This window comes from Pseudomonas oryzihabitans (assembly GCF_032027545.1).
GTDB classification, from domain to species: domain Bacteria; phylum Pseudomonadota; class Gammaproteobacteria; order Pseudomonadales; family Pseudomonadaceae; genus Chryseomonas; species Chryseomonas oryzihabitans_F.
In genome coordinates this window covers 370,641-383,041 of record NZ_JAVSJB010000004.1, presented here as the reverse complement: position 1 = coordinate 383,041, position 12,401 = coordinate 370,641, and the positions used below count along the sequence as shown (strand labels likewise).

Sequence of the window (12,401 nt, the reverse complement as noted above, 5' to 3'; positions counted from 1 at the left end):
CCGTGGCGCTCGCGCTCGGGGGCTGGCTGCAGGGCATCACGCCGCGCCTCTGCATGCTGTTCCTCGCCACGCTACTGCTGGCCCACGGCGCGGCGGCGCTGATCCTGCATTACAATGGCTCACTGGTGCATCCGTTGTCCTATGGCCAGGCGCTGGAACGCCTGGCGGTCGCCCGCATGGCCGTCGCCCACCTGCCCGAGCAGCAGGCCGGGGCGCTGTTGCACGCCCTGGCCAAGGCGCCAGCGCGGGTCTGGGTGGCGGCGACGCCAGAGGTGGCACCCTTCCCCATGCTCAGCGAGGAGCGACGCCTGGCGCGGGACCTGGCGCAACGCCTGGGGCAGTCGCCGGACGGCCTGGTGATGCAGCTGGAAGGCCTCACCGGCGCGGCCGCCCGCGCCTCGCCGCTGACCCCGGCCGGCTGGGCGCCACTGCGCCTGCGCAGCAGCCTGGCCCTGCCTGATGGTCGTTGGCTGAATGCCGTGCAATATCCCTCGCGCCGCGATGACTGGCTGAGCGCCCTGGGCTGGTCGCTGCTGCTGGGTGCCCTGCCGGTGCTGCTGCTGGCCTGGCTGCTGATCGGCCAGCTGGTGCGACCGCTGCGGCGGCTCACCGTGGCCGCCGAGGGGTTGAGTCGTGGCGAACGCAGCCAGCTGGAGGTGCAGCGGGGTCCCCGCGAGGCACGGGAGCTGGCGGCGGCCTTCGAGCTGATGCAGGAGCGGCTGCTGCGCCATCTGGACGACCGGGTGCGCATGCTGGCCGCCATCAGCCATGACTTCAATACCCCGCTGGCCGCGCTGCGGGTACAGCTGGCACTGCTGGAGCCCTCGGCCGAACGCGACGACATGGAGGAAAGCCTGGGCGAGCTGGACGCCATGGTGCAGGAGACCCTGGATTTCATCCGGGGCGAGCGCCAAACCGAAGTCCACCAGGATATCGACCTGAGCGCACTGCTGCAGGATTTGCACGAGCGCTACCGGGCGCTGGGCCAGCCGGTGACCTGGCCGGAGAACGGACCGGCCCCGCTGCGGGGTCGCCCGCTGGCGCTCAAGCGGGCCCTGGGCAATCTGCTCGACAACGCCCTGCAGCATGGCGGCAGTGCCCAGGTGCAGCTCAGCCGCCTCGATTCGCGCCTGCTGCAACTGGACATCCTCGACCAGGGACCGGGCCTGCCGGCCGACCAGTTGGAGCGGGTCTTCGAACCCTTCTACCGGCCACCGGACCAGCTCTCGCCCCGTGGCCTCGGCCTCGGCCTGGCCATCGCCCGTGCCTGCATCCTTGCCCACGGCGGCGAGCTGCACCTGCACAACCGCCCGGAAGGCGGCCTGTGCGCCCGGGTGATCCTGCCGCTGGCCACTTGATTTGGATCAGCCCAACTAAAATCGCGGCCATGGCGGTCCGCCGATGCGGCCGCTCCTACGGATAGGTAAACACCTGTAGGAGCGGCCCATGGCCGCGATCAATGGGTTACGTCAAAGGACAGTTGCTCAGGGAAACCCAACACTCATCCAGTTAGAAACTCATAGTCGCACTCACCCAGAGATGCCGACCGTAGTTCACCGTGCCATAGGTCTCGTCGTCCAGGCGACGGTCGTTCAGGTTGCGGATCGCGGCATTGAAGCTCAGGTTGCGCGTGGCCACGAAGCCGCCGCCCACGTCCCAGGTGGTGTAGGCCGGCGCCGATTCAGCAGTCAGGGTGGCGTCATACTCTTCACCGTAGTAGTCCAGCGCCGTCCACAGGTTGAGCCGGTCCGTCAGGGTCCAGTCCAGCCGCAGATTGGCCTTGCGCTCGGGGGTCAGCGACAGCGGCGCGCCCTTGTTGGGACCGCTGCGCTGCTCGGAGTCCAGGTAGGTGAAGTTGCCGCCCAGGCGCAGGGCCTTGGTGATGTCCCAACCGCCGCTCAGCTCGACGCCGCGGATCACCGCCTCGTCGACGTTGATGCGATCCATGCGGATGTAGTTGTTCCAGCGCTGGGTGGTGGTGACGGTGGAAAGCTTGTCCTTGAAGTCGTTGTAGAACAGCGTCGCCGAGGCCTCGAGGTTGTTGCGGTTGGACCAGAGCGCCGCCACCTCGTAGTTGGTGCTGGTTTCCGGTTTGAGATCCGGGTTGCCGAGCATGACGAATCGATTGCGCCGCAGATAGGCGTAGCCGGGTACCACGGCGCGGATCTCCGGCGCCTTGAAGCCACGCGAGACGCCGCCCTTGAAGGTCCATTCAGGTGTGGAGTGCCAGACGCCATAGAGCCGCGGACTCCAATGCTTGCCGTACTGCTCGTGGTCGTCCAGGCGTAGCCCACCCGTGAGGGCGAAGCTGTCGGTGATGGCCCATTCGTCCTCGGCGAACAGCGCCCGCTGGGTCACCGAGAAGGAATACTGGCGTCGGTCGCCCAGGCCCTGGTTCCAGTCCTGCACCTCGCCGTGGTTGTACTGCAGCCCGGTGGTGAGCAGGTGATCATCCAGCGGGGTCACCAGCTTGGCATCCAATACGGTGTTGTTCACCTGCGGCTTGCGCCCGAAGACGTCGGTCTGCGCCGGCGTGGCCAGGCCTTCGCGCGAGGTTTCCTCGTGCGCCAGGGACACGTCCGAGCGCATCCCGCCCTGCCAGTGCCCGGTATGGCTCACCGACCAGTGATCGCGGTCGTTGTCCTGCTGGCGGGTGGCCCAGTCGTTGCTCAGGCCATCGCCGTTGCGCAGGCGCGTCTGGCCGGCTTCCAGCATGATCTCGTGGTCTTGGTTCGGGGTGAACACCAGACGCCCGGTCAGGTCGCGGTGACGCGCCTTGCTGAAACCCTGGGTCTGCTGGACGTCAGCATCGGCCTGGCGATCCAGGTAGCGGCCCCAGAGCTGCAGGCCGAGCAGGTCGGCATGCAGCGGGCCGCCGAGGAAGAACTGGCCCTGCCGCGAATTGCCCTGATCCTTGTGCTGCTGGGCGATGTAGTCGGTGGTCAGGGAACCATGCCATTCCGTCACATTCTTCTTGGTGATGATGTTGATCACCCCGCCAATGGCATCGGAGCCATACAGCGACGACATGGGCCCGCGCACCACTTCGATCCGCTCGATGGCGGCCGCCGGCGGAATGAAGCTCTGCTCATAGCCGCGGTTGCCGTTGACCCGCGACTCCCGACCGCTCTGGCGCTTGCCGTCAACCAGGATCAGGGTGTAATCCCCAGGCATGCCGCGGATGGAGATATCGGTCTCGTTGGCCGAACCGTTGACCACCACGCCCTCGACGTCGCGCAGGGCATCGCCCAGGTCACGGATCGGACGCTTGCGCAGGGTTTCGGCATCGATCACCGTGACCGAAGCCGGGGCGTCCTCTAGCCGCTGTTCGAAGCCGGATGCGGTGACCACCGTGGTATCGAGTTCAGTAATCTCCTCGGCGCCGGCCGCCAGGCTGGCCAGCGCCAGGCCCAGAGCCAAAGGTGTGGGGATGAACGGGTGCGACCTTGCCATACAACGTGCCCTCCAGACGAGAAAGGACACGGATGGTAATGATTGTCGTTACGGAATTTGGGACAGGTTGAGACAGCCGTCTTCACTCGCCGCGGATGTAGCCTTCCAGCTGGCGGATCAGCGCGGCCTGTTCGACCATGATTTCCTTGACCAAGTCGCCAATGGACAGCAGGCCGATCAGTTGGCCGTTCCCCATTACCGGTAGGTGACGCAGGCGATGTTCGGTCATCAGCGCCAGGCACTCGGCGACACTCTGCGACGGCAGGATGATGATCACCGCGGCGGTCATGATGGCGCTCACCGGGGTGGCGTAGGAGGAACGCCCCTGCAACACCATCTTGCGGGCGTAGTCACGCTCGCTGACGATGCCCACCAGTTCGCCTCCGCGCATCACCGGCAGCGCCCCGACGTTCTTGTCGGCCATCAATTGCAGCGCTTCGAGCACCGAGGCTTCCGGCGTGGTGGTGTAGACGTCCTGCTGGGCTTTGGCGGCGAGTAACTGGGCAACGGTTTTCATAATTGTTCTCCTGAGGGAAGGCGAGCGTGACCGGGAGCGCCTGGCCAGGCCAGTCAACCGATTACATCAGGCCGATTGAACGCCCTTATCGCCCGAGCGACGTCGATCCCGCCACAGGCGCCATGCCAGGGCGAGCAGGAAGCCAGCGGTCAGCAACACCACCATGGTCGGCGCCGGTGCGCTGTCCCAGGCCAGGCTCAGCAGCACGCCGCCCAGGGCCGCCGTCACAGCCAGCGCCGTGGCTACCAGCAGCATCATGCCAAAGGAGCGGGTGAGCAGAAAGGCCGTTGCCCCCGGGGCGATCAGCAATGCCACCACCGGTACCATGCCCACTGCCTGCAGGGCGCCGACCACCGTCAGGGCGATCAAGCCGAGCAGGCCGTAGTGCAGCAGGTCCACCCGCAGCCCCAGCGCCCGCGCCTGGGCCGCATCGAAGGCCAGCACCAGCAGGTCGCGCCAGCGGCAGGCGAGGACCAGCACCACCACGGCGGCAATCACCGTCATCTGCCAGAAGGCCGCCGGGGTCACCCCCAGGAGATCGCCGAGCAGGATGTGGTCCAGGTGCAGTTCGGTGGGCAGCCTGGCATGCAGTACCAGCCCCAGGCCGAACATCCCGGAGAAGACCACTCCCATGAGCGTGTCCTGCTTCACCCGGCTGTGGCGCTTGAGATAACCGGTGGCCAGGGCGCAGCCCAGCCCGGCGACGAAGGCGCCCACCACCAGGGGGGCGCCCAGCGCCGAGGCCAGCACCAAGCCGGGAAACACCGCATGGGCGATGGCGTCGCCCAGCAGCGCCCAGCCCTTGAGCACCAGAAAGCACGACAGCAGCGCCGTAGGCACCGCCACCAGCACCGCCATCAGCAGCGCCTGGCGCATGAAATCGACCTCGACGGTCAGCAGCAGCCACTCCATCAGCCGGCCTCCGCGCTGCGTCGCGCCCGTCGCCGGTTGGCCAGCAGGCCATGGCGCGGCGCCAAGAGGAAGGCCAGCAGGAAGACCAGCGTCTGCAGCACCACCACGCAACCGCCGGTGGCGCCATCGAGGAAGTAGCTGAGATAGGTACCCAGCAGTCCGCTGCCGACCCCAATGGCCACGCTGATCAGCACCACCCGCGAGAAGCGATCACTGAGCAGATAGGCCGTCGCCCCCGGTGTCACTACCAGGGCGATGACCAGAAAGGCGCCCACCGTCTGCATGGCCGCCACGGTGCTCAGCGCCAGCAGGGTAAAGAACAGCAGCTTGTAGCCGGTGGGATTGAGGCCGCAGGCGCGCGCCTGGCCCTCGTCGAAGAACACCAGCAGCAGGTCGCGCCACTTCAGCAGCAAAACTAGTAGGGAGATGGCGGCGATGATCAGCAGCTGGCGACTGGCCTCGGGGGTGATGGCCAGGATGTTGCCGAAGACGATGGTCTGGATGTCCACCGCTACCGGCGCCAGCGAGACGAGGAACAGCCCGCCACCGAAGAAGGCGCTGAAGATCAGGCCGATGATGACGTCTTCCTTGAGCCGCGTGTACTGCCGCAGGCCGAGCATGGCGCCTGCCGCTGCCCCGCCGGCGAGAAAGGCACCCAGGGCCAGCGGCAACCCCAGCAGGTAGGCACCGGCCACGCCCGGCACCACGGCATGGGACAGGGCATCGCCGATCAGCGACCAACCCTTGAGCATCAGATAGGCGGAAAGAAAGGCGCACAGGCCACCCACCAGCGCGGCGGCGCCCAGGGCGTTCCTCATGTAGCCATAGCCCAGCGGCTCCAGCAGCCACTCCATCAGGCACGCTCTCGCCATTGCGGCGGCCGGGACTGTCGTTGGCCGCCCTCGAACAGGCGCAGGGCGCCGCCGAAGGTACGCTCCAGGTTTTCCCGGGTGAAGACCTCGGCGGTCGGCCCCTGGGCCAGCACCGTGCGGTTGAGCAACACGGTGCGGTCGCAGAAGCGCTCGATGCTGGCCAGGTCATGGGTCGAGACCAGCATCGAACGCCCTTCGGCGCGCAGCGCCTGGAGCAGCTCGATGATGGCGCGCTCGGAGGTGGCGTCCACCCCGGTGAAGGGTTCGTCCAGGAGGATCACCCGGCTGTCCTGGGCCAGGGCGCGGGCGAGGAAGACGCGCTTCTTCTGGCCGCCGGAGAGTTCGCCGATCTGCCGTTTGCGCAACTCCGTCAGCCCCACCCGGGCCAGGGCGGCGTCCACCGCCTGGTGATCGGCAGCACGCGCCAGCCGCAGGAAATTCATCCGTCCATAGCGGCCCATGAGCACCACGTCTTCTACCCGTACCGGAAAGTCCCAGTCCACGTCCTCGCTCTGGGGCACGTAGGCGATCAGGTTGCGCTTGAGCGCCTGGGCCACCGGCAGGTCATCGACCTGCACCTGCCCGGCACGGATGGGCACGAAGCCCATGATCGCCTTGAACAGCGTCGACTTGCCGCTGCCGTTGACCCCCACCAGGGCGGTGATGGAGCCGCCGGGCACCACCAGGCTGGCCTCGCGCAAGGCGGTATGGCCATTGCGATAGGTCACGCTGACACCGTCGAGGACGATCATGGCGCCAGCCCCTTCACCAGCGTATCGGTGGTCACTCGTAGCAGGTCGAGATAAGTCGGTACCGGGCCGTCAGCGGCGCTCAGGGAATCCACGTAGAGCACCCCGCCGTAGCGGGCACCGCTCTCCCGCGCCACCTGCTCGGCCGGTGCGGCGGAGACGGTGCTCTCGCTGAACACCGCCGGAATCCGCTCGGCACGCACCGTCTCGATTACCCGGCGCACCTGCTGCGGTGTGCCCTGGGCATCGGCATTGATCGGCCAGAGATAGAGCTCCTTGAGCCCCAGGTCCCGCGCCAAGTAGCTGAAGGCACCCTCGCTGGACACCAGCCAGCGGCGCTGCTCGGGAATCGCCTGCAACTGCTGGCGCAGGGGGTCGAGGGTGGTGGTGATGCGCGCCTTGTAGGCCTCGGCGTTACGCCGGTAGGTCTCGGCATTGGCCGGATCGTGCCGTACCAGCGCATCGCGGATATTGTCGACGTAGATCAACGCCGCCTGGGGTGACATCCAGGCATGGGGATTGGGCTTGCCGGCATAGGGACCCTGGGCGATGGCGATGGGCTCGACACCCTGGGAGACCACCGCGCTGGGCACGTCCTTCATGCGGCTGAAGAAACGCTCGAACCACAGTTCCAGGTTCAGGCCGTTCCACAGCACCAGCTGGGCATCACGCGCCTTGAGCAGATCGCCTGGGGTCGGCTGGTAGTTGTGGATCTCGGCGCCGGGCTTGGTGATGGATTCCACCCGGGCAGCATCACCCGCCACATTGCGCGCCATGTCGGCGATCACCGTGAAGGTGGTGACCACCTTGAACGGCTCGGCGCCCTGGGCGTTGCCGAGCAACAATCCCAGCAGCCCCGCCAGTGCCCAGCGTCTCGTCTTCTTCAGCATCCGCCGCCTCCCAGGAACTTATAGCCTTGGCTATATTAGATAGCACAAACTATCGAACGTGCGCCGGGACTTTGTAACCTTGGATGAAGAGGGCAAAGGGGGAGACGAGCAGGGAAAAGCGCCTCGTACAGGACGTACCGGAGGCGCTGATGAGAGGTGCAAAAGGCCGAGCGGCCCCTGCCTGATCAGCAGGGGATCAATGAGCGGCGTGGACCGACACACCCCGCACGCGCTCGGGCTGCCTATCCAGCGGACGACGTTCGGCGGGCTGGTCGAGCAGCTTGTCCAGCAGGCCACGCAGGGCGCGTCTCTTGAGATCTTTCAGCATCGCGAATCCTCCCGGGATCGTTATAGCCTTGGCTATATTAAATAGCAGACCCTATCGGAAGGTGTTAGTGCTTTTTATCAATCGAACGGATAGAGGATGACCATATAAAAAGGGGGCTATTGGCCCCCGAGGGAAATCGAAGAGCTCTCAGCCTTCGATTTCGATCAACACCTCGCCTGGATTGACCCGATCGCCCTTGGCCACCCGCACCGCGGTGACGGTACCGGCGATGGGCGCCTGGATCTCGGTTTCCATCTTCATGGCTTCGGTGACCAGCACGCCCTGCCCGGCCCTGACCTGATCGCCCTCCTTCACCAGCACCTCGACGATATTGCCCGGCATGGTGGTGCTGACGTCGCCGGGACGCTCCGCCTGGCGGCGCCGCTGACCACCCTCGGCGACGAAATCGCCACTGGCTTCGAACACCACCTCTTCCGGTACCCCGTCGATGGACAGGTAGAAGTGCCGCTTGCCCTCGCTCTTGAGGCCGATGCCGGTGATGTCCACCTGATAGGTCTCGCCGTGCACGTCGACGCTGAAGGCGGTGGGCACGCCCTGGCCGCCCACCGCCGCCACGCCGTCCGCGCTGGGAATGGGCAGCAGGGCTTCCGGCACCAGGGTGCCGGCGGCACGCTCTTCGAGGAACTTGCGCCCGATGTCGGGGAACATGGCGAAGGTCATGACATCTTCTTCGCTCTTGGCCAGGTCGCCGATCTCGGCGCGCAGCCGCGCCAGCTCGGGGTTGAGCAGATCGGCCGGGCGCACCTCGATGACCTCTTCCTGACCGATGGCCTGCTTGCGCAACTGCTCGCAGATCTCGCCCGGCGCCTTGCCGTAACGACCCTGCAGATAGAGCTTCACCTCGTTGGTGATGGTCTTGTAGCGCTCGCCGGCCAGCACGTTGAAGAACGCCTGGGTGCCGACGATCTGCGAGGTCGGGGTCACCAGGGGCGGGTAGCCCAGGTCCTTGCGCACCCGTGGGATCTCTTCCAACACCTCGTTCATGCGGTTGAGGGCGCCCTGTTCGCGCAGTTGGTTGGCCAGGTTGGAGATCATGCCGCCCGGCACCTGGTTGACCTGCACCCGGGTATCGACCCCGGTGAATTCACTCTCGAACTGGTGGTATTTCTTGCGCACCGCATGGAAGTACAGGCCGATTTCCTGCAGCAGCGCAAGGTCCAGACCGGTGTCGAAGGGCGTGTCGCGCAGTGCCGCGACCATGGACTCGGTGCCCGGATGGCTGGTGCCCCAGGCCAGGCTGGAAATGGCCGTATCGATGCGGTCGGCGCCGTTCTCCACTGCCTTGAGCTGGCACATGGCGGCCACCCCGGCGGTGTCGTGGGAGTGCACCACCACGTCGAGGCTCAGGGCCTCCTTGAGTGCCTTGACCAGCTCGCCGGTGGCATAGGGCGTGAGCAGGCCGGCCATGTCCTTGATGGCGATGGAATCCACCCCCAGGTCGGCCATGCACCGCGCCTGGTCGACGAAGGCCGCCACGGTATGTACCGGGCTGGTGGTGTAGCAGAGGGTACCCTGCGCGTGCTTGCCGCTGGCCTTGACCGCGCGGATGGCGGTCTCCAGGTTACGCACATCGTTCATGGCATCGAAGATGCGGAAGACGTCGATGCCATTGGCCGCGGCGCGCTTGACGAAGGCCTCGACCACATCGTCGCTGTAGTGCCGATAGCCCAGCAGGTTCTGGCCGCGCAGCAGCATCTGCAGGCGGGTGTTGGGCAGCGCCTGTCGCAGTTGGCGCAAGCGCTCCCAGGGATCTTCCTTGAGGAAGCGCACGCAGGCGTCGAAGGTGGCGCCGCCCCAGACTTCCAGCGACCAGTAGCCGACCTGGTCGAGCTTGGCGCAGATCGGCAGCATGTCTTCGGTGCGCATGCGGGTCGCCAACAGCGATTGGTGGGCGTCGCGCAGGATGGTGTCGGTGATCTGGATGCTTTTCATTGTTCTGTCCTTACAAACCGGCATGGGCGGCGATGGCAGCGGCGATGGCGATGGCCAGGTGCGTCGGGTTGCGCTTGATCGAGTACTGGGTCAGCTCGGGGTGGCTTTCCACGAAGCTGGTATTGAAGTGTCCGCTGCGGAATTCCGGATCGCGCAGGATGGCCTCGTAATAGGGCGCGGTGGTCTTCACCCCCTGCACGCGCATGTCGTCCAGGGCGCGCAGGCCACGATCCATGGCTTCTTCCCAGGTCAGCGCCCAGACGATCAGCTTGAGGCACATGGAGTCGTAGTACGGCGGGATCACGTAGCCGGTATAGATGGCGGTGTCGGTGCGCACCCCGGGGCCGCCCGGTGCGTAGTAGCGGGTGATCTTGCCGAAGCTCGGCAGGAAGTTGTTCTTCGGGTCCTCGGCGTTGATGCGGAACTGCAGGGCGAAGCCGCGGTGCTGGACATCTTCCTGGGCAAAGGACAGCGGCAGGCCGGAGGCGATGCGGATCTGCTCGCGGACGATGTCGATGCCGGTGATTTCCTCGGTGATGGTGTGCTCCACCTGCACCCGGGTATTCATCTCCATGAAATACACCTCGCCTTCGGCGAGCAGGAATTCCACGGTGCCGGCGTTCTCGTAGCCCACCGCCTTGGCCGCACGCACGGACAGGTCGCCGATATAGGCGCGCTGTTCGGGGGTGAGTTGCGGGCTGGGCGCGATCTCGATCAGCTTCTGGTTACGCCGCTGGATGGAGCAGTCGCGCTCGAACAGGTGCACGGTGTTGCCGTGGCTGTCGGCGAGGATCTGCGCCTCGATGTGCTTGGGATTGACGATGCACTTCTCGAGGAACACCTCGGCCGAGCCGAAGGCCTTGGTCGCCTCGGAGATCACCCGCGGATAGGCCTGCTCCAGCTCTTCGCGGGAGTTGCAGCGGCGGATACCACGACCGCCCCCGCCGGAGGTGGCCTTGAGCATCACTGGATAGCCCAGGCGATCGCCTTCGCGCAGGGCATCGGCCAGATCCGCCACGTTGCCCTCGGTGCCAGGGGTGCAGGGCACGCCCGCGGCGATCATGCTGCGGCGCGCCTCGGTCTTGTCGCCCATGCGGCGGATGACCTCGGCGGATGGCCCGATGAAGCGAATACCGCGCTGGGCGCAGATTTCCGCCAGCTCGGCATTCTCGGAAAGGAAGCCATAGCCGGGATGCAGGGCATCGCAGCCGGTTTCCACGGCCAGATTCACCAGCTTGCGCGGATTGAGATAACCCTCGAGCGGATCGCTGCCGATCCCATGGGCCTCGTCGGCACGTTTCACGTGGAGCGCCTGGCGGTCGGCGTCGGAGTAGACCGCCACCGAGCGAATGCCCATCTCGGCACAGGCTCGCACGATGCGGACGGCGATCTCGCCCCGATTGGCGATGAGTATCTTCTTGATCACACCTGGCTCCTTGTCTGCTGCGGTCCGCAGCCTTGTTATTGCCGGTGCCTTCGAAGCTACGCCAGGGGGTCTCTTATGGAAAATAAATAATTGTTGGATACTCCATAAGTAACCCCTTATGGATCTTGCCGATGCCCATGCGCAAGCCGCTGATGCGACTCACCTTTCGCCAACTGCAGGTGTTCGAGGCCGTTTGCGAAGCCCGCTCCTACAGCCGGGCGGCCGACATCATGGCGCTCACCCAGCCGGCGGTGAGTCTCCAGGTGCGCCAGCTCGAAGAGGTGGTGGGGGCTCCGCTGTTCAACTACGTCAATCGCACCCTCTATCTCACCGAAGCGGGTGAAGCCCTGCGCCAGACCGGGCGCGATCTCTTCGCGCGGCTGGGTAGCCTGGACATGCAACTGTCGAATCTGCGCGGTGCCCTGCACGGCCAGTTGCGCCTGGGGGTGGAGAGCAGCGCCCAGTACCTGGCACCACACCTGTTCGGCCAGTTCCGCGGCAGTCATCCCCAGGTCAACCTGGCGTTGACCGTGGGCAACCACGCCCGGGTGCTGCGACGGTTGACGGAGAATCGCGAGGACGTGGCGCTGATGTCCGGGGTGCCGAGCGGTGCAGACCTGGAATTCCTGCCATTGCTGGATAACGCCATCGTCGCCGTGGCGCGTCCGGGGCACGCCCTGGCGGGGCGCAGCGGGCTAAGCCTGCGCGACCTGACGACCTATCCACTGCTGGTGCGCGAAATCGGCTCCGGCACGCGCCAGGCCTGCGAGGACTATCTCAAGCAGAAACGCGCCCACTTCGCCGAGCAACTGGAGATCGGCGCCTTCGAGGCGCAACGCGAAGCGGTCCGCGCCGGCCTCGGCCTGGCGCTGCTGCCGCGCCAGGCCATTCGCAGCGACCTGGTCGCTGGCAGCCTGGTGGAGCTGGACGTCGCCGAGTTGCCACTGCGGCGCTCCTGGTGCGTGGTCCATCCGCGTGGCAAGCCGCTGTCGCCGGTGGCGCGGGCCTTCGTCGACTACTTGCGCGGCCAGCGCAGCCTGATCAATGCGTTAGGTATTGCCCTGGAGCCTGCTGCCGGCGCTGGGCCTGGCGCTCGTCCAGCAGCTGATTGAGAAACAGCAATTCATCGAGTTCCACGGCGAGGCGCTGCTCTTCGGCGCGGGCTTCGATGGCGCGGCGAAACTTCATCCGCCGTTGATCCTGTAGCTTTCTGCGGGCCTTGCTGTCGAGACGAACGCTGGATTCCTGGACGAGAGCGGTCATGCCTATTCCTCCGGGCTGGGATCGGAATGGGCAGCTTC

Annotated in this window: 12 protein-coding genes; 2 read left to right on the top strand and 10 right to left on the bottom strand. The window is 66.1% G+C overall.

The annotated features are described in order from the left end of the window. The first annotated feature begins 2 nt into the window (after window positions 1-2). Window positions 3-1,358, top strand: a complete 1,356-nt coding sequence (locus tag RND78_RS09110; RefSeq protein WP_312727953.1) for a HAMP domain-containing sensor histidine kinase — start codon at window positions 3-5, stop codon at window positions 1,356-1,358. Between the two features lie 151 nt (window positions 1,359-1,509). On the opposite strand, the gene RND78_RS09105 is transcribed toward RND78_RS09110, so the two are convergent. From RND78_RS09105 to RND78_RS09065, 9 genes are all read right to left on the bottom strand, one after another. Beyond that, on the bottom strand, window positions 1,510-3,453 hold the full coding sequence (locus tag RND78_RS09105) for a TonB-dependent receptor domain-containing protein (protein ID WP_312727950.1): 1,944 nt from the start codon (window positions 3,451-3,453) through the stop codon (window positions 1,510-1,512). Window positions 3,454-3,535: 82 nt separating this feature from the next. After that, on the bottom strand, window positions 3,536-3,970 hold the full coding sequence (locus tag RND78_RS09100) for a CBS domain-containing protein (protein ID WP_059228712.1): 435 nt from the start codon (window positions 3,968-3,970) through the stop codon (window positions 3,536-3,538). A 66-nt stretch (window positions 3,971-4,036) separates the two neighbouring features. Continuing rightward, window positions 4,037-4,882 (bottom strand): metal ABC transporter permease, encoded by an 846-nt coding sequence (locus tag RND78_RS09095; protein ID WP_312727946.1) that lies wholly within the window; start codon window positions 4,880-4,882, stop codon window positions 4,037-4,039. Continuing rightward, window positions 4,882-5,736 carry a metal ABC transporter permease gene (locus RND78_RS09090; protein ID WP_312727944.1) on the bottom strand — a complete coding sequence of 285 codons (855 nt, stop codon included), beginning with the start codon at window positions 5,734-5,736 and terminating at the stop codon, window positions 4,882-4,884. Before RND78_RS09090 ends, RND78_RS09095 begins: the two co-directional genes overlap by 1 nt. Next, window positions 5,736-6,506 carry an ATP-binding cassette domain-containing protein gene (locus tag RND78_RS09085; RefSeq protein WP_312727942.1) on the bottom strand — a complete coding sequence of 257 codons (771 nt, stop codon included), beginning with the start codon at window positions 6,504-6,506 and terminating at the stop codon, window positions 5,736-5,738. Before RND78_RS09085 ends, RND78_RS09090 begins: the two co-directional genes overlap by 1 nt. Beyond that, on the bottom strand, window positions 6,503-7,393 hold the full coding sequence (locus RND78_RS09080; RefSeq protein WP_312727939.1) for a metal ABC transporter substrate-binding protein: 891 nt from the start codon (window positions 7,391-7,393) through the stop codon (window positions 6,503-6,505). The genes RND78_RS09085 and RND78_RS09080 overlap by 4 nt, the downstream gene beginning before the upstream one ends. Before the next feature lie 196 nt (window positions 7,394-7,589). Continuing rightward, window positions 7,590-7,721: a hypothetical protein gene (locus RND78_RS09075; RefSeq protein WP_312727936.1), complete on the bottom strand. Its 132-nt coding sequence runs from the start codon at window positions 7,719-7,721 to the stop codon at window positions 7,590-7,592. Between the two features lie 147 nt (window positions 7,722-7,868). After that, window positions 7,869-9,674: a sodium-extruding oxaloacetate decarboxylase subunit alpha gene (gene oadA, locus RND78_RS09070; RefSeq protein ID WP_312727934.1), complete on the bottom strand. Its 1,806-nt coding sequence runs from the start codon at window positions 9,672-9,674 to the stop codon at window positions 7,869-7,871. A gap of 10 nt (window positions 9,675-9,684) precedes the next feature. Then, complete coding sequence (locus tag RND78_RS09065; protein ID WP_312727931.1) at window positions 9,685-11,100, bottom strand: acetyl-CoA carboxylase biotin carboxylase subunit; 1,416 nt, start codon at window positions 11,098-11,100, stop codon at window positions 9,685-9,687. Between the two features lie 137 nt (window positions 11,101-11,237). Between RND78_RS09065 and RND78_RS09060 the strand changes: the two genes are divergently transcribed. Continuing rightward, window positions 11,238-12,212, top strand: coding sequence for a LysR family transcriptional regulator (locus RND78_RS09060; RefSeq protein WP_312728119.1), 975 nt, complete (start codon window positions 11,238-11,240; stop codon window positions 12,210-12,212). Here the strand turns inward: RND78_RS09060 and RND78_RS09055 are convergent. Further along, window positions 12,142-12,363, bottom strand: coding sequence for a PA3496 family putative envelope integrity protein (locus RND78_RS09055; protein WP_312727928.1), 222 nt, complete (start codon window positions 12,361-12,363; stop codon window positions 12,142-12,144). The two genes, RND78_RS09060 and RND78_RS09055, sit on opposite strands and share 71 nt — an antisense overlap. Window positions 12,364-12,401 lie beyond the last annotated feature (38 nt).

What these genes read in the sequence shown, in the direction of transcription:
- RND78_RS09105 (WP_312727950.1), bottom strand. Translation starts at nt 3,453, where the DNA reads ATGGCAAGGTCGCACCCGTTCATCCCCACACCTTTGGCTCTGGGCCTG.
- RND78_RS09100 (WP_059228712.1), bottom strand. Translation starts at nt 3,970, where the DNA reads ATGAAAACCGTTGCCCAGTTACTCGCCGCCAAAGCCCAGCAGGACGTC.
- RND78_RS09095 (WP_312727946.1), bottom strand. Translation starts at nt 4,882, where the DNA reads ATGGAGTGGCTGCTGCTGACCGTCGAGGTCGATTTCATGCGCCAGGCG.
- RND78_RS09090 (WP_312727944.1), bottom strand. Translation starts at nt 5,736, where the DNA reads ATGGAGTGGCTGCTGGAGCCGCTGGGCTATGGCTACATGAGGAACGCC.
- RND78_RS09085 (WP_312727942.1), bottom strand. Translation starts at nt 6,506, where the DNA reads ATGATCGTCCTCGACGGTGTCAGCGTGACCTATCGCAATGGCCATACC.
- RND78_RS09080 (WP_312727939.1), bottom strand. Translation starts at nt 7,393, where the DNA reads ATGCTGAAGAAGACGAGACGCTGGGCACTGGCGGGGCTGCTGGGATTG.
- RND78_RS09075 (WP_312727936.1), bottom strand. Translation starts at nt 7,721, where the DNA reads ATGCTGAAAGATCTCAAGAGACGCGCCCTGCGTGGCCTGCTGGACAAG.
- oadA (WP_312727934.1), bottom strand. Translation starts at nt 9,674, where the DNA reads ATGAAAAGCATCCAGATCACCGACACCATCCTGCGCGACGCCCACCAA.
- RND78_RS09060 (WP_312728119.1), top strand. Translation starts at nt 11,238, where the DNA reads ATGCGCAAGCCGCTGATGCGACTCACCTTTCGCCAACTGCAGGTGTTC.
- RND78_RS09055 (WP_312727928.1), bottom strand. Translation starts at nt 12,363, where the DNA reads ATGACCGCTCTCGTCCAGGAATCCAGCGTTCGTCTCGACAGCAAGGCC.